This is a genomic window from Arthrobacter sp. D1-17 (assembly GCF_054130535.1).
The window spans coordinates 3,596,439-3,618,504 of the sequence record NZ_CP096382.1 but is presented as its reverse complement, the minus strand read 5'-3'; the positions used below and the strand labels follow the sequence as shown (position 1 = coordinate 3,618,504).

General features: G+C 64.8%; 21 protein-coding genes, 1 tRNA gene, 1 other RNA gene and 1 pseudogene. 11 read left to right on the top strand and 13 right to left on the bottom strand.

Going from position 1 to position 22,066, the window contains the following annotated elements; all coding sequences use genetic code 11:
* Positions 1-7 precede the first annotated feature (7 nt).
* An RNA gene (gene ffs / locus M1E01_RS16660) (signal recognition particle sRNA small type) lies at positions 8-104 on the bottom strand.
* Positions 105-154: 50 nt separating this feature from the next.
* A complete protein-coding gene (locus tag M1E01_RS16655; protein WP_457972633.1) occupies positions 155-499 on the bottom strand; it encodes a hypothetical protein in 345 nt (114 codons plus the stop codon).
* A gap of 148 nt (positions 500-647) precedes the next feature.
* Between M1E01_RS16655 and M1E01_RS16650 the strand changes: the two genes are divergently transcribed.
* Positions 648-735 (top strand) — tRNA-Ser (locus M1E01_RS16650).
* Positions 736-818: 83 nt separating this feature from the next.
* Here M1E01_RS16650 and M1E01_RS16645 read toward each other — a convergent pair.
* Positions 819-1,727, bottom strand: coding sequence for an oxygenase MpaB family protein (locus M1E01_RS16645; RefSeq protein WP_457972632.1), 909 nt, complete (start codon positions 1,725-1,727; stop codon positions 819-821).
* Between the two features lie 38 nt (positions 1,728-1,765).
* Between M1E01_RS16645 and M1E01_RS16640 the strand changes: the two are divergent.
* A pseudogene (locus M1E01_RS16640) lies at positions 1,766-2,596 on the top strand (M23 family metallopeptidase); the annotation flags it as partial.
* Between the two features lie 287 nt (positions 2,597-2,883).
* Complete coding sequence (locus M1E01_RS16635) at positions 2,884-3,231, top strand: hypothetical protein (protein WP_457975030.1); 348 nt, start codon at positions 2,884-2,886, stop codon at positions 3,229-3,231.
* Here M1E01_RS16635 and M1E01_RS16630 read toward each other — a convergent pair.
* The gene (locus M1E01_RS16630) at positions 3,213-3,647 is read right to left on the bottom strand and encodes a hypothetical protein (RefSeq protein ID WP_457975029.1); all 435 of its coding nucleotides are present in this window, start codon (positions 3,645-3,647) and stop codon (positions 3,213-3,215) included. The two genes, M1E01_RS16635 and M1E01_RS16630, sit on opposite strands and share 19 nt — an antisense overlap.
* A gap of 597 nt (positions 3,648-4,244) precedes the next feature.
* Here M1E01_RS16630 and M1E01_RS16625 point away from each other — a divergent pair.
* Positions 4,245-5,156, top strand: coding sequence for a phosphodiesterase (locus tag M1E01_RS16625; protein WP_457972631.1), 912 nt, complete (start codon positions 4,245-4,247; stop codon positions 5,154-5,156).
* An 85-nt stretch (positions 5,157-5,241) separates the two neighbouring features.
* On the opposite strand, the gene M1E01_RS16620 is transcribed toward M1E01_RS16625, so the two are convergent.
* Both M1E01_RS16620 and M1E01_RS16615 read right to left on the bottom strand, forming a co-directional pair.
* A complete protein-coding gene (locus M1E01_RS16620) occupies positions 5,242-6,717 on the bottom strand; it encodes a stealth family protein (RefSeq protein ID WP_457972630.1) in 1,476 nt (491 codons plus the stop codon).
* A 278-nt stretch (positions 6,718-6,995) separates the two neighbouring features.
* A complete protein-coding gene (locus M1E01_RS16615; RefSeq protein ID WP_457972629.1) occupies positions 6,996-7,928 on the bottom strand; it encodes a hypothetical protein in 933 nt (310 codons plus the stop codon).
* 147 nt (positions 7,929-8,075) lie between these two features.
* On the opposite strand from M1E01_RS16615, the gene M1E01_RS16610 reads away from it, so the two are divergent.
* Positions 8,076-8,375, top strand: a complete 300-nt coding sequence (locus M1E01_RS16610; RefSeq protein ID WP_205651433.1) for a type II toxin-antitoxin system VapB family antitoxin — start codon at positions 8,076-8,078, stop codon at positions 8,373-8,375.
* Entirely contained in the window at positions 8,368-9,039 is a 672-nt protein-coding gene (locus tag M1E01_RS16605; protein WP_457972628.1) for a LytR C-terminal domain-containing protein, read from the top strand. The genes M1E01_RS16610 and M1E01_RS16605 overlap by 8 nt, the downstream gene beginning before the upstream one ends.
* 3 nt (positions 9,040-9,042) lie before the next feature.
* On the opposite strand, the gene M1E01_RS16600 is transcribed toward M1E01_RS16605, so the two are convergent.
* Together M1E01_RS16600 and M1E01_RS16595 are read right to left on the bottom strand one after the other, a co-directional pair.
* Positions 9,043-9,693, bottom strand: coding sequence for a TetR/AcrR family transcriptional regulator (locus M1E01_RS16600; RefSeq protein ID WP_457972627.1), 651 nt, complete (start codon positions 9,691-9,693; stop codon positions 9,043-9,045).
* 77 nt (positions 9,694-9,770) lie between these two features.
* Entirely contained in the window at positions 9,771-10,490 is a 720-nt protein-coding gene (locus M1E01_RS16595; RefSeq protein ID WP_457972626.1) for a DsbA family oxidoreductase, read from the bottom strand.
* 181 nt (positions 10,491-10,671) lie between these two features.
* Here M1E01_RS16595 and M1E01_RS16590 point away from each other — a divergent pair, with 181 nt between their 5' ends.
* Together M1E01_RS16590 and M1E01_RS16585 are read left to right on the top strand one after the other, a co-directional pair.
* A complete protein-coding gene (locus M1E01_RS16590; protein ID WP_457972625.1) occupies positions 10,672-11,817 on the top strand; it encodes a glycosyltransferase family 4 protein in 1,146 nt (381 codons plus the stop codon).
* Between the two features lie 39 nt (positions 11,818-11,856).
* On the top strand, positions 11,857-14,019 hold the full coding sequence (locus M1E01_RS16585; protein ID WP_457972624.1) for an amylo-alpha-1,6-glucosidase: 2,163 nt from the start codon (positions 11,857-11,859) through the stop codon (positions 14,017-14,019).
* Positions 14,020-14,053: 34 nt separating this feature from the next.
* Here M1E01_RS16585 and M1E01_RS16580 read toward each other — a convergent pair whose 3' ends face one another.
* The 5 genes from M1E01_RS16580 to M1E01_RS16560 are packed head-to-tail and all read right to left on the bottom strand — an operon-like array spanning position 14,054 to position 18,722.
* Positions 14,054-14,587: an N-acetyltransferase family protein gene (locus M1E01_RS16580; RefSeq protein ID WP_457972623.1), complete on the bottom strand. Its 534-nt coding sequence runs from the start codon at positions 14,585-14,587 to the stop codon at positions 14,054-14,056.
* Positions 14,588-14,621: 34 nt separating this feature from the next.
* On the bottom strand, positions 14,622-15,617 hold the full coding sequence (locus M1E01_RS16575; RefSeq protein ID WP_457972622.1) for a sugar phosphate isomerase/epimerase family protein: 996 nt from the start codon (positions 15,615-15,617) through the stop codon (positions 14,622-14,624).
* A gap of 1 nt (position 15,618) precedes the next feature.
* A complete protein-coding gene (locus M1E01_RS16570; protein ID WP_457972621.1) occupies positions 15,619-16,839 on the bottom strand; it encodes a Gfo/Idh/MocA family protein in 1,221 nt (406 codons plus the stop codon).
* Between the two features lie 9 nt (positions 16,840-16,848).
* Entirely contained in the window at positions 16,849-17,967 is a 1,119-nt protein-coding gene (locus tag M1E01_RS16565; RefSeq protein WP_457975006.1) for a Gfo/Idh/MocA family protein, read from the bottom strand.
* 5 nt (positions 17,968-17,972) lie between these two features.
* Positions 17,973-18,722 carry a sugar phosphate isomerase/epimerase family protein gene (locus M1E01_RS16560; protein WP_457972620.1) on the bottom strand — a complete coding sequence of 250 codons (750 nt, stop codon included), beginning with the start codon at positions 18,720-18,722 and terminating at the stop codon, positions 17,973-17,975.
* A gap of 157 nt (positions 18,723-18,879) precedes the next feature.
* Between M1E01_RS16560 and M1E01_RS16555 the strand changes: the two genes are divergently transcribed.
* Genes M1E01_RS16555 through M1E01_RS16545 form a run of 3 tightly spaced genes read left to right on the top strand, consistent with a single transcriptional unit; the run spans position 18,880 to position 21,989 of the window.
* Positions 18,880-20,100: an ROK family protein gene (locus tag M1E01_RS16555; protein WP_457972619.1), complete on the top strand. Its 1,221-nt coding sequence runs from the start codon at positions 18,880-18,882 to the stop codon at positions 20,098-20,100.
* Positions 20,101-20,134: 34 nt separating this feature from the next.
* Positions 20,135-21,247: a Gfo/Idh/MocA family protein gene (locus tag M1E01_RS16550; RefSeq protein ID WP_457972618.1), complete on the top strand. Its 1,113-nt coding sequence runs from the start codon at positions 20,135-20,137 to the stop codon at positions 21,245-21,247.
* A gap of 1 nt (position 21,248) precedes the next feature.
* Entirely contained in the window at positions 21,249-21,989 is a 741-nt protein-coding gene (locus M1E01_RS16545) for a ThuA domain-containing protein (RefSeq protein WP_457972617.1), read from the top strand.
* The last annotated feature ends 77 nt before the right edge of the window (positions 21,990-22,066 follow it).

Genomic DNA, 22,066 nt, shown 5'->3' with positions numbered 1-22,066 from the left:
GGCTGACATAAAAGACCCCCCATGCACCCGCCAGAGCCCGTCTACCCTTGCTACCTTCCGGTCCTGGGGGAGTTCAACAGGATGACGCCACATGAGGGGCCGTCAGATACTTTACCCGAAGTTTCGCCGCGCCTCGAATCGGGCAGTCCCGTACTCAGACCATGCTCTCTGGCTGCTGCCGGTGCCCGTTCACCGGCCAGCTCATGAAGGCGGGTTCTTCGTACGGGTGGACGGCCCGGAGGGCGCGGACCACGGCATCGAGCAGCTCATCCTCAACCACGCACTCAACACGCACTTCAGCCACCTGCTCGGGAACATCCTGTGCGCCGATGAATGGGTTGGAGCCAGCCAGGGGAGTGAACCGGCCGGTGCCCGACGAGGTGAAGGAACAGTGTGAGTATTCACCCACCCGCCCTGCACCGGCGTCTCCCATCGCGGCAAGAACGGGGTCCAGGTGTGACTCGGGAACATAGACGACCAGGGCGTGCAGCTGCGGCATGGCTCTATCCTGCCAGCCATATGCATTGCCCATGTGCCTAACCGTCACTGCCTTGGAAATACGCCGAATTTTCAGGGTGAAAACCCTCAATTGGGCGATGCGGGAAAGTTCGGGTATTCTAGTATCTGCTTTTGGTTCAGAAGCAACTGGAGAATTCGCCTAGCGGCCTATGGCGCACGCCTGGAACGCGTGTTGGGTTAACGCCCTCGGGGGTTCAAATCCCCCATTCTCCGCCACCGGAAACCCGGTTCCGATTCACTCGGAACCGGGTTTCCTGCTGTCCGGCAGCGGTCGGGGCGGTTGCTCCCGGTTTCTCGGCTCAGGCCACTCCCAACCTCCGGAGCCGTTTCCGCGCGGCGCGCTCGCTCGGCCCCATCGGGCCCAAGGCAAGACGTACGACGGCGAGTGTTGCCCTTGTTGCCAGCCCCACGGGAAGCGGTAATGGGCCAATGTGCGCATTCCGCAGCCCCAGCATCTCCCGGTACTTGGGCTCCAGACTCCGCACCGCGGCGGCAAAAAGGATCCGGTAGCCGGGCAACAGCCATGGATGCAGCGGCGGATTGCGGATAAAGGCTACCGTCTCGGCCACCCTTTCGTCCGCACGCAAGGCCCCAGCTGCATACCAGGCCTCCAGTTCCTGGGCCAGATCGGCTTCCCGGAGCGGTGGCGATTCTATGCCCATCAGGCGGCCAGCCTCGGCCCATTCACGGACATAGGCGTCCGGTCCTCCGGGAATGCGTCCTCCCCACCTGCGGTGCACCGCCAGGAATGAGTCCGTGAATGCAACGTGCACCCATCGGAGCAGCTCCGGATCGTTGGCCGAGTAATCCCGGGCGACACCCGCTCCGTCAACGTACTGTCCGCGCACGGACTCGTGAATTCGGAGCACTGCGTTGGTCGCGGCACGGGCATCGGCCGTAGAGCCGTACGTCACTGCATGGATCCAGCGGGTGGTCCTGACCAGCCGGCCGAGGGTGTCTTCCTGGAAGTTCGAATGGTCATGGACGCCAGCGAGGACTCCGGGGTGCAGCGTCTGCATCAGAAGGGCACGGATGCCGGCAACAAGGGTGGGCATTCCACGATGGACAGCCCATACGGCGGAACCGGGGCGGTAAAGGCCCGGATCCTTTCCCTGGGCGAACTTTTCCGCCCAATCCGGTGGCGCATCAGGGCTGCCGCTTAACGTCCGCCGGATCTCCGCCTGCAATTCCCTGGGGAAGTTCCGCATGTTCCATTCTTACTCATGCGCGGCGCGTGATTAAGCCTATGAACCATGGGGTTCACACCCCCAGTTTTAGGGGTTTCCCCGTGTGTTCGGCTGTGGCCACAATGGAGGACACGCTCGTCAAAACAGCAGTTTGTCGGGTCCTACATCAGGAGAATTCTGTGGCAACTCATGGGGGAAAACAACATGCACCAGGGGTGAACGGCCCTGGCCGCGTTGCTTTTCGGAGCCTCTCCGCGGCAGTTGTCGTAGGCTTTTCCATTTTCGCGTTCGGCTTTCAGGCACCGCCGGCCAGCCAGGTACAGTCACTTTCAGATGCGGCTGACGGGGCTGCTGTCCGGGTGGTTCCGCCGTCCGGCATCGTGGGTCCGGCACTGCTCGATCCTGAAATTCCTTCCGAAGGGCATGCCGTGGCCGGGCCCACGGCGGAGCTGGTGGCGAAGGTTCCTTACGGCAGAACGATTGTGCAAACCGCCCCCAGGAGCGTCACTGTAACCGGCGGCTCCAAGGCCCAATCGCCAGGTGTTGCATCGTCCACTCTCAGGAGGCCGGGAGCAGGCTTCCTTATGGCACCCCTGGAGGTACTGAACCCCAGTTCATCTTTCGGTGTGCGGCGCAACCCGCTTACAGGTGAGGCCGGTGAATTCCACTGGGGCCAGGACTTTGCCGCTGCCTGTGGGACCCGTGTCTACGCAGCAGATTCCGGTGTCATAAGAGCAGCTGGATGGCACCCGTGGGGCGGCGGCAACCGGATCGAGATTGACCACGGCAACGGCCTCATTACCACGTATAACCACCTTCAGTCTGTGGCCGTCTCCAAAGGTGACAAGATCCGCGTGGGCGAGGTCATTGCGCAGGTAGGCACCACCGGATCATCCACCGGATGCCACCTCCACTTCGAAGTCCTGGAAAACGGACGGCACGCGGATCCGGCGAAGTGGACCCTGTTGCCCATCACGCAGCTTGAGCGGCTGAAGCAAACAGTGATGACCAGTTTTGACCCCGATGCCGCCAGTCTGGCCGGCTGGGCCATTCCCTTCCTTCGGGGCAATAACGATGAGGGCGGCTCGCCGGCATCAACTTACTACAATGCCCGGCCTTACGTCGGAAATCCCTCAGGCGGCGCCAGTCCTTCCCTGATACCCAGCTCGGCATCGCCTTGGCCAACCAATACGGGAGGAGCCACCAGCAGCCCGTTGCAGACGGTTGCACCCGACCCGTCGACCACTACTACGTCGAAGTCGCCGACGGCGCCCGGCAAGACGGCACCACCTACCACGAGCTCACCGACAACCACGGCACCGACAACGACGGCACCGACAACCACGGCACCGACAACGACCTCCCCCACGCCAACGCCTCCAGGAACAACAACGCCTCCGCCTGCGGACACAGCAACGCCTCCGCCCGCGGACACAACAACGCCTCCACCATCGGGGACGCCACCAGCTACGGGCACGCCCGTGCCGACGCCAGATCCCGGGGTGCCTACGGAGCCCGCGCCTGATCCGGAGCCCGCGCCTGAGCTGCCGACGGATCCTCCTGCACCTGAAGTTCCCACCCCGGCACCCGCCCCTGGTCCGCCGCCTCCAGATCCAACGCCTGATCCGGAGCCACACACAGCACCCGCCCCGGCGCCAGCACCCGCCCCGGCGCCAGCACCCGCCCCGGCACCAGCACCCGCCCCGGCACCTGCTCCGGCGCCGGCGCCTGCTCCGGCCCCCGTGCCCACACCGAGCTCTGGGATTGTCGCGCCGGCACCTGCTCCCGCTCCGGCACCTGCTCCCGCTCCGGCACCTGCACCTGCTCCCGCTCCCGCTCCGGCACCTGCTCCCGCTCCGGCACCTGCACCGGCCCCCGCACCGACCGATCCCGTGCCCGTCCCGTCAGCAACCGTTTCGTCAGCGGTTGTCCCTGGTCCAACAGAAGCTCCTGCAACTGCACCTGCAGGAACCGGAACAGCCGTGACGGCGGATGCCACAACCGCGCCGTAGTGCGGCGCGGCGGTGTTCGCCGTCCGGCTGTTCGCCACCCAAGAGGAGGTCGAGGGAATGCAGCGGAGGTTTTGGCCGTTGGAACGAGTAACGACCACGCAGCCGGCGAGAGAGTGCCGCGTGACTTCCCTCTACAGGATTCGGGCGGTTTTCACCTCCGGGTCCCTTGATGCCGGCTTTGCGGATTTCTGCAGTGCACGTCCTGGCCAGCCATCAGCGCTCCCGCCCAGGTACGTCCTTCTGATGTCCGGCACGGGCATGCCCGGCGAAGGTTTCACAGCGTGGGGCGGCCCGCCCCCGTCGCCGGTCCGGCGATCCCGGATCCCGGCACCCCACCAAAGCAGCCATCGGATGATGTCTGCCTGAGGAAACGAAAGCGAGGAGCGTTAGGCGGAAAGCGGCAGGCATCGTAATTTTTCAACATGCTAACTTCAGTTTCCCCGCAGTTTGCTTTTTATCTGGTTGGATGGAGCGTACTGAGAGGGACACTGGAGGCACCCGCTTCCTAACTACCGCGAAGGCAGCAATGGAGCTCATCGAGGCCGAGCACCCAAGGCCACGTCATTTTCTACTCCACCTAAGCGACCCCCACCTGCTGGGAGGTCCGGACCCCCTCTACGGAGCTGTGGACAGCGAAGCCCGCCTGATCCAGCTCTTCGAAGAGGTCCGAGCGTCAGGGGCCCGCCCCGAAGCCGTGATTTTTACCGGCGACCTGGCTGACAAGGGAGACCCTGAGGCTTACGCCAAGCTCCGCGCGATCGTCGAGCCAGCGTGCGGGGATCTCGGCGCCAAAGTCATCTGGGCCATGGGAAACCACGACAACCGGGCCAACTTCCGGGCAGGTCTGCTCGACCAGCCAGGCAATGACGCCCCTGTGGATCACAGCTACTACGTCAACGGCCTGCGCGTCATCACTATGGACACCTCGGTGCCGGGTTTCCATCATGGGGAACTCAGTGACGACCAGCTGGACTGGCTGGCATCGCAGCTGGAAACCCCCGCTCCTGACGGGACCATCCTGGCGTTGCATCATCCGCCGGTGCCCTCAGTGCTGGACCTGTCCATGCTCGTAGAGCTCCGCGACCAGGCCGCGCTGGAATCCGTCGTCCGGGACTCGGACGTGCGCACCATTCTGGCAGGTCACCTCCACTACTCGACGACGGCAAGCTTCGCCGGCATTCCGGTGTCTGTCGCATCCGCCACCTGCTACACCCAGGATCTCAACGTCCCTGTTGGAGGAACCCGCGGCCGTGACGGCGGACAGGCTTTCAACCTCGTGCACGTCTACGAGCACACCATCGTGCACTCGGTGGTGCCGCTGGGAAACACGCCGACCGTGGGGGAGTACGTCAGCCCCGAGGAAACGGAACGGCGACTGGCAGCAGCCGGGATCCGCATCCCCGAGAAGGTAAACAGGCCCGTCCTTACTCGGAACTAGTCCTCGCTCCGGAATTAGTCGTCACTCGGACCTAACCGTCAGTGCCGGGGTCCCGCAGTGCCTGCTGCGGGACCCGCACTTCTTTCTACTTCTCCCAGGGCGCTTTGATGGGGAAGTACTTCTCCAGGAAGTCAGTCACCAGTTCCGCCCGCTCGTCGGCCGGCACTTCCGGGAAGCTGCCGTCATTGAGGCAGAAGAAGTCCATGTTGCGCTTGGCCAGCAGTTTCGGGAGATAGTTCAGCCCCGACCTCAGGGTGGTGTCGACGTACCTGACCTTCGCCGCCGTCTGCGTCACGGCGCGGCCGGTGAGCAAGGCGTAATAGTGGTAGAACGAGTTGGTAACGGAGATGTTGTCCGCCGCTCGGAAGGTGCTCGCCGCCGTCTTGGCGAACTCGTTCGGGAACTCTTCCTCCATCTGGGCAACGACGCTCCGCCGCAGCGGCGCAGCGCAGTGTTCCAGGTGCCGGGTGGTGATCCGGCCGAAACGGTTCCATAGCAGCTTGCGGTTCACCCGGGCGGCGTTCTCGAAGCCGCTCCGTTCCACTGCATTCTCTCCCAGCCCGATGCGGGTCTCTGCTTCGATGAATTTCGTGATGCCGCCGGGCGTGAAGAAGATGTCCGGTCCTACGGGCCGGCCGAAGAACATGTCGTCGTTGGAGTACAGGAAATGCTCCGACAGTCCCTCGATGTGGTGCAGCTGGCATTCCACAGCTTGGGAATTGTGGGTGGGCAGCACGGAGGGATCGGCGAAGAACTCCTCGCTCCGGAGAATCGTTACCGCTGGGTGGTCCGCCAGCCATTCCGGAGCGGGGGAGTCCGTTGCGATGAAGATGCGGCGTATCCATGGCGCAAACATATAGACCGACCGGAGCGCGTACTTAAGCTCGTTGATCTGGCGGTAGCGCGCTTCGTGGTCGTCGCCCTCGCCGAGTACCGTGCCGGCCTGCCGTGCTCGGCGGGCGGCGATGTACTCGGGAGAGCTGCCATCCACCCAGGAGAAAATCAGGTCGACGTCGAAGTTGATGTCGCTTGCGTGGTCCGCGAACATGTTCTCGATGGTCGGCCAGCTGTGGCCGTATCGCTCGACGGTGCCGCGCACGGCGTCCTGGGCCAGCATGGTACGGCGCGTCAGTGAATTTTCAATCGGCAGGATCACCTGGTCGCCTTCGAAGCTCCAGAGCTCCACCTGGACCCCTGCGGAAGCGCCGAACTCGAAGCCCCCGTTGGGTTCCACGCGGGGCCTGTACAGCCGGAAAATCCTGGACTGCTTGTTGGTGGAGAGCTCGCCGTCGGCAACGAGCACCGACGTCTTCTTCTTGGCGTCCACGGTCATGGAGTAGAAAGGCTCGTCCCGGCAGGCCTCCACAAGGGCAGCGCGCAGCTTCTTGCGCTTTTTCCAGTCCAGGGCGATGACGGGTCGGTCGTTGTTCCCGCGGACCAGGAGGTAGTCCAGGCCAGCCTGCGCCAGCACGTTCCGCAGGAAGAGCAGGTCCTCCACCATGGCCTGGTACGGCGTCCGGTTCTTGTTGATCAGCGCGTACCGCCCTGATGTGCGGACCACATCGGGGCGGTGTTTCAGGCGCGCAACAGCAGCCGGGGACGTCTCTTCCGCGAGTACCGGGACGTCCTCGGACGTCTGTCCGCCGTAGTAAACATCATCCTGAACCGTTACGTCTGTAATGGTGATTCTCCGTGCTTATAGAGGGTGGGTCTTTACTTGCATGATAGTCCTGCCCGAAAAACTGCAGGAAAACATGCGCAGGCATCGAGGCATCGGGGCTGCGGCACCGGGCGGCCAACAAATGGCGTCAGCGCGATGTCCGACGGCGGGAAGCCGGCTTAGCGAACCAGCGCATCGAGCCATTTACGCAGGAAAGCCGCTCCGGCGTCGTCGTGGATCACCGACTCCTCCAAGCCGAGGTCCGCGGCGGTGAGGACAGCGTAAGGCTTCACCGGGACGCCGTCAGCCGGCCGGACGTCGATGTGCTTGACCACGTGGTCGTTGTGGTGCAGCCAGTCGGCCATCGCGTAGTCGGTGCGGGAATCGCCGACTGTGCGCCAGGCCTGCGGCGTGATTCCCTGCGCTGCGAGCAGCTCAACAGCCCTGCTGGCGCCGAGGTCCTTGCCGAGGCGGACCGATTCAATGTCGGTGGAAATGATGGTCGGGTCCACCCGGTAGTCGATCCCGTCTTCCGAGTTCGGCTCGTGATGGTCGAGGCGGACCACGCCGAGGCCGTGCCGCTGCATCAGCTCCATGGCTTCCGCGTCGAACAGCGCCTGCTCGGCGAGATACTCGCTGTTGCGCACTTCGATGTGCTGCTCCACGGACACCATGGCCCGTTTGGTTTCGTCAAAGAACATGTGTGAGGAGTAGTCCTCGGCTACCAAGCGCCTGATGTCGTCTCCATAGGCGGCCGGAACAGCCAGCTCGTGGTCCACATGGATTGGTCCAGGCCCAGCGGCGGTAAAACTGAACCAGACAGCTCCCTTTTCGCAGATAGCGTGAATCAGCGTGCCGGAAGGCATGCCCGCGGCGATCATGGGCTCCATCACCTGCTCCCGGATGAAGGCGTCCGACCGGCCGGTGTTGAAGATGACGGGGATCCCGGCGGTTGCCAGCGCCACGAGATCAGCGATGATGGCCGGCTTCACGTCTCTTGTGACGGGGCTGGCCACCGGCCCGTCGACGTCCAGGAGCAGTGCAAGGGCAGGAGTCGACGGCGTGTGGACGCCGAAGGTTGCGGAGGCATCGTTCGCGGGAGGTGCAGTCATGCCTCCATTCTGACAGCCGGCCGCTGTCTGGCGGCTCTGCTGCTCCCCTGCGCCGTGGATGTGACTCATGGTTACTGTTTGGCTACAACCTCCGGCCCGGGCCTGTTCCACATTCCCTAGAGCACGCAAGGTGCTTAGGCTTGCAAGGTGATATTCAAAGCTGTGGGCGAGGGACGCCCTTACCCCGACCATGGTTACAGCACTCCGAAGGACTGGGCGGCGCTGCCGCCGCGGCCCGTGCGGCTGGATGAGCTGGTGACAACGAAACGGACTCTCGATCTCGAGGCGCTGCTGGCTGAAGACTCCACGTTCTTTGGCGACCTGTTCCCCCACGTAGTGCAGTACAAGGGAACTCTTTACCTCGAGGACGGCTTGCACCGGGCGGTCCGGACCGCGCTTCACCAGCGCACCGCGATTCATGCCAGAGTGTTGGTGATCGATGGCTAGGAAACCCAAGGATGTCACAAAGCTGCACGGGCACCGGGTCATCACAGGCCCTGAGCTCCGGGCCACATTCGTGGACGATGACACGTCGGGCAATTCCGGCAGGTTGCGGCGCAAGATCCTGCACGGCGCGGTGCTCTTCGTGCTCCTTGGCCTTATTGTGGCTGCCATTTTAGGTGCGCTGGCGGTGATGAACGGGCAGATAAAGTTCCCCGGAAGCGAGGACAGCCAAGCTGATTCCTCGGCGTGCCCCGCAACCACGTTCGACTACACGTCGCCCGCCAAGGTGAAGGTCAACGTCTTCAACGCGACACCCCGTGCCGGCCTTGCGCGGTCGGCAGCCAACGAGTTCAAGGCACGGAAGTTCGAGGTGGGCCAGGTGGGCAACAGGGAAACGGGCTATCGGGGAGTGGCGGCCATTGTGTCAGGCACGGCGGGGCAGGCTGCTGCCTTTACCGTTCAACGGAACCTGCCGGGTTCTGACTACTTCCAGGACGGGCGCCAGGACGCCACCGTGGATGTGATCCTGACCGGCGACTACCGCGGCCTGGCCAAACCCGAACTGGTGGACCAGACCCCGGGCACGCTGAGCTGCCCCCGTGAAAGCCGCCGCATTGCCGATGACGTGCAGGTGCCGGTGGCCCCCAGCACGGGCGCCAAGGGCTGATTCCTAGCCCCCTGCGGTCGGCGGGCCGGCCAGTTTGACCGGGCGGCCGCCGTCGTCGAACCTTGCCCCGGCACCCAACTGGATGAACCGCACCGTCCTGGAAATGCGGTCCTCCAGGTCGTCCGCCTCCTCGTTGCCGCGTGCGGCGCTGGAGGAGAGCGTCCCATGGATCAGTTGTGCCTGCTGCCGGACATCCGCCACTGGAAAGTACCCCTGCTCCATCCCCTCGCAGAGGATGTCCTGAAGAAGATCGCTGAGGCCGCCCACATGGTCCGCGAGCTTGGCGAAGGACGCCGGCGAAAGCACAGCTCCCATAGCCGGCCCGGGCGGCAGGTGCCGGCGGCTGAGGTCCTCCACCTGGGCACGCACATACAGCGCCAGCCGGTCCACCGGGTTGTCTAGACGGTTCAGGGACTCCTTGAGCTCCGCGAGGAAGCGCTCCGTTTCGACGAGGGCGTAGGAAATCAGCAGCTCTTCAATGTCCGCGTAGTAGTTGTACACGGCTGTCCGGCCGATCCCGGCGCGCCTGGCAACGTCCGTCATGGTCAGCCCCGGCAGCCCGTGAGTGAAGAGCAGCTCCCCAAAGGCGTTCAGGATGCGGCGCTGGGTCTCGGCGCGCTGCGCAGCGTTGCTGGGGGCCGAAATCCGTGGCATACGCACACTTTACAGCGATGTGTCACCAAACCCAGGACGTGCGCCTAGTCAGGCGAGGCCTAGCAAACGGAGCCGAATCAGACGGAGCAGCCGTCCGGGCCGCAGGTCTCCCCGTCGCCTGCTTTGGTGCCGTCCTTGCCGGCGTTGACCATCACCAGCGGGTGGGCGTCCTCCCAGGCCTGCTTGAGGGCCATGCTGAATGTCGCGGCAGGCTGCGCGCCGGACAGGCCATACTTCCTGTCGATCACGAAGAACGGGACGCCGCTGATGCCGAGGGCCCGGGCTTCGGCAATGTCCTGCCGGACATCGTCGGCGTATACGTCCGAGGTGAACAGCTCAGCGGCTGCGGCGGCCTCGATGCCAAGCTGGGCGGCGAGAGCTGTGAGGTAATCTCGGCTGCCAATGTCCTTGCCGTGCTCGAAATGATCGCTGAGGAGCCGCTCTTTGGCGGCGTCCTGCTTTCCGTGGGTGGCAGCCAAGTGGATGAGACGGTGTGCTGTGAAGCTGTTGGCAACGACGACGGCGTCGAACCGATAGTCGAGCCCCTCGGCTTTGGCCTGCGCGGCCACATGCTCAAACATCTGTTCAACCTGCTCGGGGGCAAGGCCCTTGCGGCTGCTCAGGTAATCGAGCTCAGTGCCGTTGTAGTGTTCAGGCACGGAAGGGTCCAGCTGGTAGCTGCGCCACTGCACGTCCACGGCATCGCGGTGCGGGAACTCGGCCAGCGCGGCCTCAAACCGGCGCTTGCCGATGTAGCACCAGGGGCACGCGACGTCGGACCAAATCTCAATCTTCATACTTGCCACAACTGCCGCCCCAGCGGCTGCATTCCTTTGCCGGATGTTGCGTCGGCCACAGGCAGTCTCGTCGCGGACAGTTGCCCGCGGCCACCGCGGACCCTATCGTTTGACCTAGGTTATACAGTCAGCCTCGGATGCCGTTCGTCCGAACGTCTTCGTGGCGTCTGCCACGAATCGAATGGACCACAGCAGGGCTTCCGCCGCATGGCGGGAGTTTCCCTGCGTGGATCCCCGGAGGCCAGGGATGCGTATAGGGCTTATAGCAGGACCATGGATCACCGTTCCGCCGGCCGCTTACGGCGGCACTGAGAGGGTAGTGGACAGCCTCGCCCGGGGCTTTGCCGCCGCCGGGCACGACGTCGTCCTGGCCGCCCCCTCGGACAGTGAATGTCCAGTGCCTTTGGCTCCGGACATGAGGAACTCGGAGCCGGCCGAACTGGGATTCACGCTCTCGGAACTGAGCCACGTGATACGCGCGTACCGGGGGATGGGCGGAGTGGACATCATCCACGATCACACCTTGGCGGGTCCGCTCTACAGGAACCGCCCGCCCTCCGTGCCGGTGGTAACCACCATTCACTGCCAACTGACCCCCTCGGCAGCAGATATTTACCGCGCGGCCGGAGAAACTGCCAGCATCGTCGCCATCTCCCGGGACCAGGTCAGCCGCGTACCGGACGTGCCGGTCGCACGCGTCATCCACCACGGAATGGACCTTGCGGCCGTCCCTCGGGGCACGGGCCGAGGCGGCTACGCCTGTTTCGTTGGACGGATGTGCCCTGACAAGGGGCCTGCCGAGGCCATCGCGATTGCCCGGAAAGCAGGGATCCCGCTGAAAATCGCAGCGAAAATCCGTGAAGCGGAGGAGCTGCGCTATTTCAAGGACGTGGTACAGCCTCTGTTGGGAAGCAACGAGGAATTTATCGGAGAGATCGGAAATGATGACAAATACGCGCTGATGGGCGAGGCGAGCGTCTTTTTGAACCCGATACAGTGGGCCGAGCCTTTCGGGCTCGTGATGATCGAGGCGTTGGCCACAGGGACGCCTGTACTTGGCACGCCGGTTGGCGCGGCGCCGGAAATCGTGGCGGAAGGCGTTACGGGATATCTGGGCCCGCTGGATGAACTGCCGGCGCTGCTGCCCCGGGCCGCAGCGCTCAACCGGGACGCCTGCCGCGCCTCTGTGGAAGAGAAGTTTAGTTCAGAACGCATGGTTGCTGACCATTTGAGCCTGTACAGACAGATTGTGGAAAAGCGGGCGCCCGGCGGGGTTTCCGATTCGGGCGCCGTGCATAAGAATCGAATAACGGCGCCGGGTATCTGAGGCCGGCGCCTCGTCTGCCGAAGGGAAGACACCAAGCCCATGAATGCCTGGAATGCCGACACGGAAGCAGGCCCCGCAGACGCCGGTGCTGTCACCGTAGTTGAGGGGTCATCGTTCTGCATCTCGTCCCAGTGCGGCGACATCATCCCGGGAGGTTCGCAGGGAGTCTTCTACCAGGACACGCGCGTCGTGTCAGAGTGGGTCCTGAAGATCAACGGGGCCCAACGGGAACCGCTCGGAACCCGCACTCCCACTGCCTTCCAGGCTATGTTCGTTGGCCGGGCGCGGTGGGCGGACGGGAGGTTCGACAGCCCGCTGGTCGTCCGGCACCAGCGGCATGTGGGGCCAGGCCTCCGCGACGACGTCACTATCCGTAACTACTCTGCCGAGCCGGCAGTCTGTGACATCGAGCTGAAGGTGGACGCCGACCTGGCGGACCTCTTCGACGTCAAGGGTGGCAGGGTGGCGCCGGGAACTGTTGTCCGGCGGACTGTCCGCGGGACGGAACTGCTCATCGAAGCCGAACGCGGCGGCGAGACACGGGGGACGGTGATTCGGGCAGCGGGCGGGCAGGCCGGGGACGAGGGGCTGACCTTCAGGGTGGTGATTCCACCCAGGGAAGAGTGGTCCACCACCGTCATCGTGGTTCCGCTGATCAACGGGAAGGGGCCGGATGAGCCGTTCACCGAAGCCGCGGCTCCGCATCACCGCACCGGCGTCAAGCGCCACCTGGCGTGGGAGGAGCATGTACCCCGGGTGACCGTCACGGACCGGAATGTCCAGAACGTCCTGAACCGCAGCCAAAGCGATCTTGGGTCCCTGCGTATTTTCGACGACGAACACGCGAACCGGGTCGCCGTCGCCGCCGGAGCGCCCTGGTTCATGGCCCTCTTCGGCCGGGACTCGCTGTTGTCCTCCTACATGTCCCTGTTGGTCGATCCCAACCTGGCCGCCGGAACGCTGCAGACACTTGCCGGAATGCAGGGAACCAAGGTGGACCCGGACTCGGAGGAAGAACCCGGCCGGATCCCGCATGAAGTGAGGCTCGGCGTCACGGCCGGCATGGCTTTGGGCGGCAAGGCCTACTACGGCACCGCTGACGCGACCCCTCTGTTTGTCGCCACGCTGGGTGAACTCAGCCGCTGGGGACTCGGCGACGACATCATCGAGTCGCTGCTGCCCCACGCAGACCGTGCCTTGGAATGGATCGAGCACTTCGGGGACCGCGACGGCGACGGGTTTGTGGAGTACATGCGGCCGAACCCCCACGGCCTGCTGAACCAGGGGTGGAAGGACTCGTGGGACGGCATCAACTTTGCTGATGGCCGAATGGCTGAGCCGCCCATAGCCCTCTGCGAGGTACAGGGCTACGTGTACGCAGCCTACGTGGGGCGGTCGCTGCTGGCCCGATGGTCCGGTGACAGCACACTGGAACGCCACTGGGCCGAGCGGGCTGCTGTCTTAAAGAAGCTGTTCAACGAGCGGTTCTGGCTGCCGGACAAGGGGTACTTTGCGATCGCCTTGGACAAGGACAAGCAGCCCGTGGACTCCTGTGCATCAAATATGGGGCACTGTCTCTGGGTCGGAATCGTCGATGAAGACAAGGCGCCTATGGTCGCCAAGCACCTCATGTCCCCGGAAATGTTCACCGGCTGGGGCATCAGGACGCTGGCGTCGGACATGGGCGCCTACAACCCCGTCAGCTACCACAACGGCTCGGTCTGGCCACACGATACCGCACTGGTGGCCACGGGACTGATGCGGTATGGCTTTGTGGACGAGGCCAGCCAAGTCGCAAGCGGACTCTTCGACGCGGCGGCATACTTCGGCGGACAGCTGCCGGAGCTGTTTTGCGGGTTTGACCGGGCCGATTTCCCGGAGCCCGTGCCGTATCCTACCGCGTGCTCGCCGCAGGCGTGGGCCGCAGCCGCTCCGATCCAGCTGGCGCGGATTGTCCTGCGCTTTGACCCGGACTTCACGCGCGGCGTGCTTCATTTGGCCCCCATCCTGCCGGACGGTGTTGGCGACTTCCGGGCGGACAACGTCCTCCTGGGGCGTTCGCGGATCACCATCCGTGCCAGCGGCGGCGAGGGGACCGTCGAAGGCCTGCCTCCCGGGCTGCAGCTCAGGCACGAGCCCCGTCCGCCCCTGGACAGCGACCTTCCCGGCCACAATTCCCGGATAGGCCTGTCCGGCAGCTGACCGGCCGGTTCGGCTGGCCGGCCGGTTCAGCTGGCTAGCCCAGCCCGCGCTCCAGCACGAAATCATGTTCCACGGTGTTGCCGAGCTGGAAGGATTTCGTCCCCACCTTGTGGAATCCGGACTTTTCGTAGAACCGGATCGCCTTGGCATTCGCGCTGTTCACGCCGAGCCAGATCCCGCCCGCGCCGGCCGCCGCAGCTTCCCCGATGCTGGCGCGCATGAGTTCGACTGCGGCTCCCAGTCCGTGATGGTCGGGGTGCACATAGCACTTGCTGAGCTCTACCGACGGCAGGGCCGTGAGCACGGCGGCAACGTCCGGGTCCTGTGGGGGACGGTTCACCAGCAGGCTGTAGCCCCGCAGGCCGCCGTCGGCATCAATGACCAGAACTGTCACCTCCGGATCCGCCAGATACAACCGGAAGTGGCGCTCGCTGAGGGTATTGGCGAGATGGGCAGCGATATCGCCGGGAGATGATCCGGGCGGGCAGGCCAGCGGAAACGTAACCTCGGCCAGGGCGGCCAGGGGCCCGGCGTCGTCCGCTGTTGCCTTGCGGATGGCGTGCGTCATGGCTCCCTCCCCTTATGCGGCGTCCTGCACCAATCTACTGTTTGAAGGCTGCGTCGAAAGAGGTCTGCGACGCGGGGAAGTCGAACTTCTTCAGGGCGGCGAGGGCTTCGGGGGCGCCGTGGAGGCGGTCCATGCCTGCGTCCTCCCATTCAATGGAAATGGGGCCGGTGTAGCCGATGGCGGTGAGCGCGCGGAAGGAGGATTCCCAGGGTACGTCGCCGCGCCCGGCGGAAACAAAGTCCCAGCCGCGCCGCGGATCACCCCAAGGCAGGTGAGAGCCCATCACGGTGTTGCGGCCGGTGGGGCGCAGCTTGGTGTCCTTGCAGTCCACGTGGTAGATCCGGTCCTTAAAGTCCCAGATGAAGGAGACGGGGTCGATGCCCTGCCACATCATGTGGGAGGGGTCCCAGTTCAGGCCGAACGCCTCGCGGTGGCCGATCGCTTCGAGGGTGCGGACGGTGGTCCAGTAGTCGTAGGCGATCTCACTGGGGTGGACTTCGTGGGCGAACCGGACGCCGCATTCGTCGAAAACGTCGAGGATGGGGTTCCACCGGTCGGCGAAGTCCTGGTAGCCGGCGTCGATCACCTTCTCCGGGACGGGCGGGAACATCGCGACGTACTGCCAGATGGACGAGCCGGTGAAACCGACGACGGTGTCCACGCCGAGGGCTTTGGCGAGCCGTGCGGTGTGCTTCATTTCCTCGGCTGCGCGCTGCCGGACGCCTTCAGCGTCCCCGTCGCCCCAGACCCGGGGGCCGACGATGCCTTCGTGGCGAAAATCGATGGGGTCATCGCACACGGCCTGGCCCTTGAGGTGGTTGGAAATGGCCCAGACCTTCAGGTTGTACTTCTCGAGGACTGCGAGCTTGGAGTCGACGTAGCCGGGTTCATCCCAGCGCCAGGCGTCCAGGTGGTCTCCGGAGACGGCGATTTCCAGTCCGTCGTAGCCCCAGCCTGAGGCGAGCTTCGCTACTTCCTCGAAGGGCAGGTCGGCCCACTGGCCGGTGAACAGGGTGTAGGGGCGGGACATGTCAGGCTCCTTTGGTAGGGGCGGCAGCTGCGGCGCCGGCGGGCCCGGTGAGCTGGATGGTGGAGGATTTGGCGTTGGCGGACTCCTCGACGGCGTCCAGGATGCGCTGGACCGCCAGGCCCTCTTCGAAGGACGGCGACGGGGCTGACCCCTCGCTGAGCGCCAGGAGGAAGTCGCGTATCTGGTGGGTAAAGGTGTGTTCCCAGCCAATGATGTGTCCCTGCGGCCACCACGCGTCGAGGTAGGGATGTTCGGGTTCGTTCACCAGGATGCGCCGGAACCCCTGTTCGCGCACCGGAACGGTGGCGTCGAGGAAACTAAGCTCGTTCAGGTTTTCGAGATTGAAGAGGAGCGTGCCCTTGTCGCCGTAGATTTCCAGCGTCAGGGCGTTCTTGCGCCCTGTGGCGACCCGTGAAACCTCGACCGAGGCGATGGCCCCGGAGGCGAGGGACAGCGTGACCCAGGCCGCGTCGTCGACCGTGACATCCTCCTGGCCCTCCGGGCCCGGCCGGCGGCCGACAAAGGTGTGCAGCCGCCCGGACACCTCCGTCACAGCCTCGCCCAGGAGGAACAGGATCTGGTCGATGGCGTGGGAGGCAATGTCCCCGAGGGCGCCGGAACCGGCAGTCTCCTTGCGCAGCCGCCAGGTCATCGGGGTGGTTTCGTCTGCCAGCCAGTCCTGCAGGTAGGCGGCGCGGACGTGGCGGACGGCGCCGAGCCTGCCTTCGGCGATGAGTTCCCTGGCCAGTGCCAAAGCCGGGACACGGCGGTAGTTGAAGCCGATCATCGACGCCACACCCCTGGTCCGGGCGGCTTGGGCAGCCTGGACCATGGCTTCCGCCTCAGCCAGGGAGTTAGCCAGCGGCTTCTCGACCAACACATGCTTCCCCGCTTCCAGGGCGGCAATGGCTATCTCGGCATGCATCCATCCCGGGGTGCAGATATCCACGATGTCGATATCGTCTCTGGAAATCACGGAGCGCCAGTCTGTGGCGGACTCGGCCCATCCGTACCTGGCAGCGGCTGCGGCGACCTCGTCTGCGTTCCTGCCCACGAGAACTTTCTGCTCCAGTGCAGGGACGTCGAAGAAGGACGACACGTTCCGCCAGGCATTTGAATGCGCCTTGCCCATGAACGCATAGCCGATCATGGCCACACCCAATGGGGCGGGCTGCTGCTGGCCGGTTACGGGGTGCGGCTGCCCGGTTTCTTGGGAAGTCATTGGCTGTTCCTAGAGAGTGGCGGCTGTGGGGTTCCAGTCCTCGGGGAGGACCGGGGAGTCCGGTGCGGAGCTTTCCACGTCAACGAAGATGCCGGATTCCACGGACTCGGAGATGGAGACCATCGTGTCCAGGACGTGGTAGGCGAGGCTGCCGGTGGCACGGTGCGGTACGCCGGCGCGGATGGAGCGGGCCATGTCCAGCACGCCCATGCCGCGGCCATTCGCCGGGCCGCTGGCAGGGACGGTGGTCCAGTCCTCGTCGCCGGCGCGCCACAGCCGAATATCGCCGTCGAAGAAGTTGGGGTCCGGGAGGGAGAGGGTGGCCTCGGTACCCGTGATTTCAACGAAGCCCATCCGCTGGCGGGGGGACTCGAAGGAGAACACGCTGTGCGAGGACTGGCCGCCCTCGAACTGAGCCATCGCGGAGACGTGGGTGGGGACTTCGACGGCGAATTCCTCGCCAAGCCTGGGGCCGGAGCCGATCACGCGGACGTCCTTGGACTTGGAGCCCATCGCGGCCACTTTCCTGACGGAACCGAATGTCTGCACCAACGCGGTGAGATAGTAGGGGCCCATGTCGAACAGCGGGCCGGCGCCGTATTGGAACAGGAATGCCGGGTTGGGGTGCCAGGACTCGGGCCCTGGCGTCTGAAACGTGGTCATGGCCGTGAGCGGGGTGCCTATGTCGCCGCGTTCGATCAGCCGGCGTGCGGTCTGCAGCCCTGCACCGAGGAAGGTGTCAGGGGCGCAGCCGAGGCGGATCCCGGCGGTGTCGGCCGTCTTGAGCAGGCCGAGCCCGGATTCACGGTCCAGCGAGAAGGGCTTTTCTGTCCAGACATGCTTGCCCGCGGTGACGGCGGCCGTAGCCACCTCCACGTGCGCCGCCGGGATGGTCAGGTTGACGATGATTTCGACGTCGGGATGGTGCAGTGCCTTTTCCGCCCCGCCCCACTCGGGAACGCCGTACTCCTTCGCCCGCGCCTCCGCGGCGTCCTCGAAGAGGTCCGCAATGACGTGGACCTTCAGGTCGGGGAAGATCGTGAGGTTGTCCAGGTACTGCTTGCTGATGGTGCCGGCGCCGATGACGGCGACGCCGACCGGGCCGCGTCCGCTGGCAGGCGTCTGCACGGCGCTCACGAGCGGATCTGCCCGGTTGCTGCCTTCTGCAGGAAAGCCAGGCTCTGGGCGATGCCGTCGAAAATGTCCCCGGAGTAGTCATCGAACTCGACCACTCCTACTTCCAAGGACTTAGCAGCCACGATAACGTCCAGCACCGGCACCTGGCCCTTGCCGGCGGGCAGCTGGGCCTTGGTGTCCGTTGTCAGCGGACCGTCCTTGATGTGGATGAGCCGCACTCTGTCGCCCAGCCGGGTGAGGATGTCCACGGGATCCTGGCCGCCAACGGCAACCCAGTACGTGTCCACCTCCAGGACCACCTCAGGGTCCAGCAGTCCGGCGAAGTACTCCAGGGCAGTCTGGCCGTCGATGACGGACTCCAGCTCCCACGCGTGGTTGTGGTAGCCGACCCGGAGGCCGTAAACGGCCGCCTTCCGGGCGGCCTCGTTCAACTTCTCCGCCGTGGCCTGGATGTCCCCGGCGGACTGCCAGTGTTCCGCTGGAATGTAGGGTTCGATGACTGTTTCCATCCCCAGGTCCCGTGCTGCCGCAAAAATCCGGTCCTGATCCTGGCTGAGCAGGGGAGCGTGGCCGGAAGGGGCGGTGAGGCGGTTGGCCTGCAGCGCCTCTGCCAGTTCTTTGGCCGTTGCCACGAAGTTGTAGGGCTCCACCTGGGCGAAGCCGATCTCGGCCACTCTTTGGATGGTTCCGGCAAGGTCCTTCTCAAGGGCGTCGCGGAGAGTGTAGAGCTGAAGTGAGTAGGTCATGGTTCTCCAAACCTCGTTGCTGACCGTCCGGGCAACCACCATTGGCGCCTGTGCGGAGTAGGCCTCTATTGAAGCTACGGCGACTTTTGCCGCGAGTCAATCAAAAGTTTTGACAGTTCTGGACAAAAGCCGGTGGTTGTGTGCTATTCCTTTAAACATGCAGACATCCCCCGCACCCGAGCGGCCCTTCGGGGACACCGGACTATTTGCCCGTGCCGGGGATCTGTTTCAGCTGCTCCGCGATGGCAGAGCACGCACCCGCTCTGAACTGATTGCCGTCACCGGCCTCGCACGCACCACTCTGGGGGCACGGATTGATGCGCTCACGGCACTGGGCTACATCGGTCCTGCCGGTGAGGCAGCCTCCTCCGGGGGCCGGCCGCCGTCGAGGTTTGTCTTCAATGCCCGCAGGAAAGTTGTCCTGGCAGCAGATGTTGGTGCCTCGCATGCCTCGGTTGCCGTGACCGACCTCGACGGAGTCATTCTGGCCCGTCACTCGGGCGCGCTGGACATCTCCACGGGGCCGGATGATGTCCTGGCGTGGGTGGTGCGGCACTGCAGGTCGCTTCTGGAGGGCATCGGCCGGCCGGAAGGGGACATTGCGGGAGTGGGCCTGGGCCTGCCCGGCCCGGTAGAGCACCACAGCGGACGACCAGTGAAACCTCCCATCATGCCCGGGTGGGACGGATTCGACGTGGCAGGCTACATCCGCGCCGAGCTCGGAAGCGAGGTCCTCGTGGATAACGACGTCAATATCATGGCCGTCGGCGAGCGGCACGCCTTCTGGCAGGACCACCAGAATTTGCTCTTCATTAAGGCCGCCACGGGCATTGGAGCGGGCATCATCAGCAGCGGCCAGCTGCAGCGGGGAGCGGACGGCGCGTCGGGCGACCTGGGGCATATCCGCGTTCCTGGCGGCGAGGACGTCCTCTGCCGCTGCGGGAACCACGGCTGCCTTGAAGCGCTGGCCTCCGGCCCGGCGTTGGCAGCGAAACTCCGATCCCGTGGCATCGATGCCGAATCCGGTACCGCCGTCGTCGACCTGGCAGCAGCGGGAGATGTGCAGGCCGCTCTTGCGCTGCGGCAGTCCGGAAGGGACATGGGCGAGGTGCTGGCGATGTGCGTCAACCTCCTCAACCCGTCCGTCATTGTGGTGGGCGGCAGTCTCTCGCGGGCCGGGGACCAGCTCCTGGCAGGCATCCGGGAGACCGTCTACCGCCGGTCTCAGGCGCTTGCAACTTCCAAGCTGCGCATTGAACAGTCCAGGGCACCCATCGATGCTGCCATCTGGGGAGCGAGCCGGATGGTCATTGAGCACATCCTTTCGCCCGAGGCCGTCGAGTCGGCCGTCCGGGATGCCAGCCTTCAACATGCCTAGCGTTTCAAGCCAACAGAAACAGAGGAATCCCTTCGTGAGTGATTATCAGCCATTAACCCGCGCTGGTTCCCGGCCCCTCAAGGTCGGCGTCGTCGGCATCGGCTGGGCCGGCCAGCAGCACATCAAGGCGTACAAGAACATTGACGGTGTGGAGCTTGTGGCCGTGGCTGCCATGGAGGCGGATCTTCTGGCGGGCATCAAAGATGAGTACAGCGTCCCCCACACGTTTGCCCGGTGGGAGGACCTGATCGAACTTGAAGGGCTGGACGCCGTCAGCGTCGCGGTCCCGACGTTCCTGCACGCGCCGATTGCCGTGGCGGCACTCGAGCGCGGGCTCCACGTCCTGAGCGAAAAGCCACTCGCCCGCAACGGCGAGGAGGGCAGGCAGATGGTCGAGGCTGCCCGAAAGGCCGGCCGGGTCCTGGACGTGGCGTTCAATCACCGCCGCCGCGGCGACATCCAGAAGCTGAAGAGCATCATGGACGACGGCGAGCTGGGCCGCCCGTACTACGCCAAGGCCTCCTGGCTCCGCCGCCAAGGCATCCCCATGCTGGGCAGCTGGTTCACCAACCCTGCGCTGGCAGGCGGCGGCCCACTGGCTGACATCGGAGTCCACGTCCTGGACTACGCGCTGCACCTGCTGGGCGAGCCCAAGGTCCTCTCGGTCTCGGCATCAACTCATTCAGAGCTCGGCCCGCGCGGCCTCGGCGGCAACGCCAGGTATACGGCCATGAAGTCGGCTCACAAGTTCGAGGTGGAGGACTTCGCCACGGCCTTCATCCGCCTTGAAGGCGGGGGCACCCTGATCCTTGAGGCCGGCTGGGCGGCCTACCGGGAGGAAAAGGACCTGATGGACTTCACCGTTTACGGCACCGACGGCGGCGCGGACCTGCGCGCCGTCGGCGCTTCCGACGCTCCGGTCGCAGACCTCCGGATCTTCAAGGAGAAGGACGGTGAGAACGCCGACTACACCGTGGTGGCAGAGCCCGGCAGGGCACATCAGGCCGTTGTGGAGGACTTCATTGAAGCTGTCCGCGGCGGGGCGTCCGTGTGGGGCGCCCACGACGGTTCACTCGCGTTGACCCGTGCCCTGGTGCTCGACGCTTGCTACAAATCTGCCCTCGAACAGCGCGAAGTGAGGCTCTGACATGGCTGAAAAACTGAACATCCGGGTCTGGAATGAAGGCGTCCACGAGGCTCGGAACCAGCCTGAGACCATGGCTGAGATGTATCCGAAGGGCATGCATGGTGCCATTGCCGACGGGTTGAAGGGTTTCTACCCGGACTCCAGCATCACCACCGCCACCCTGGCCGATCCGGAGCACGGCCTCTCCGAGGAGGCCCTTGCCGCCACCGACGTGCTCCTCTGGTGGGGTCACTGGGCGCATGACGAGGTCAGCGATCAAGTGGTGGACCGTGTTCAGCGGCACGTTCTGGGCGGAATGGGGCTGATCGTCCTTCACTCCGGGCATTTCGCCAAGATCTTCACCCGGCTCCTTGGCACCACCTGCTCACTGAAGTGGCGCAACGAGGGTGAGCGCGAGCTGGTCTGGACCGTCAAGCCGTCACATCCGATCGCGGCGGGCGTGGAGAGCCCCATTGTGATCCCCCAGCAGGAGATGTACGGCGAACTCTTCGACATTCCTGAGCCCGATGACCTGATCTTTATCAGCTCCTTTGAAGGCGGCGAAGTCTTCCGCTCAGGCGTGACCTTCTCCCGCGGAAAGGGCCGGATTTTCTACTTCAGCCCGGGCGACCAGGAGTACCCCGTCTACCACCACCCCCAGATCCAGCAGGTCATTGCGAACGGCGTGGGATGGGTTGCCCAGCCCGCGCGGTTCCGTGAAGCGCCGGGCGTGGCCAACGCCCAGCGTGACTGGTTCCTGTAGGGCCTGGCACCTATGGCCAGCGCCGCAGGTAAACGGAAGCGCCTGTCAACGGAAGCGCGTGTAAAGGTAACCACTTG

Coding starts and splice junctions, on each gene's coding strand:
- M1E01_RS16655 (WP_457972633.1), bottom strand. CDS start 499: ATGCCGCAGCTGCACGCCCTGGTCGTCTATGTTCCCGAGTCACACCTG.
- M1E01_RS16645 (WP_457972632.1), bottom strand. CDS start 1,727: ATGCGGAACTTCCCCAGGGAATTGCAGGCGGAGATCCGGCGGACGTTA.
- M1E01_RS16625 (WP_457972631.1), top strand. CDS start 4,245: ATGGAGCTCATCGAGGCCGAGCACCCAAGGCCACGTCATTTTCTACTC.
- M1E01_RS16615 (WP_457972629.1), bottom strand. CDS start 7,928: ATGACTGCACCTCCCGCGAACGATGCCTCCGCAACCTTCGGCGTCCAC.
- M1E01_RS16605 (WP_457972628.1), top strand. CDS start 8,368: ATGGCTAGGAAACCCAAGGATGTCACAAAGCTGCACGGGCACCGGGTC.
- M1E01_RS16600 (WP_457972627.1), bottom strand. CDS start 9,693: ATGCCACGGATTTCGGCCCCCAGCAACGCTGCGCAGCGCGCCGAGACC.
- M1E01_RS16595 (WP_457972626.1), bottom strand. CDS start 10,490: ATGAAGATTGAGATTTGGTCCGACGTCGCGTGCCCCTGGTGCTACATC.
- M1E01_RS16590 (WP_457972625.1), top strand. CDS start 10,672: ATGGACCACAGCAGGGCTTCCGCCGCATGGCGGGAGTTTCCCTGCGTG.
- M1E01_RS16585 (WP_457972624.1), top strand. CDS start 11,857: ATGAATGCCTGGAATGCCGACACGGAAGCAGGCCCCGCAGACGCCGGT.
- M1E01_RS16580 (WP_457972623.1), bottom strand. CDS start 14,587: ATGACGCACGCCATCCGCAAGGCAACAGCGGACGACGCCGGGCCCCTG.
- M1E01_RS16575 (WP_457972622.1), bottom strand. CDS start 15,617: ATGTCCCGCCCCTACACCCTGTTCACCGGCCAGTGGGCCGACCTGCCC.
- M1E01_RS16570 (WP_457972621.1), bottom strand. CDS start 16,839: ATGACTTCCCAAGAAACCGGGCAGCCGCACCCCGTAACCGGCCAGCAG.
- M1E01_RS16560 (WP_457972620.1), bottom strand. CDS start 18,722: ATGACCTACTCACTTCAGCTCTACACTCTCCGCGACGCCCTTGAGAAG.
- M1E01_RS16555 (WP_457972619.1), top strand. CDS start 18,880: ATGCAGACATCCCCCGCACCCGAGCGGCCCTTCGGGGACACCGGACTA.
- M1E01_RS16545 (WP_457972617.1), top strand. CDS start 21,249: ATGGCTGAAAAACTGAACATCCGGGTCTGGAATGAAGGCGTCCACGAG.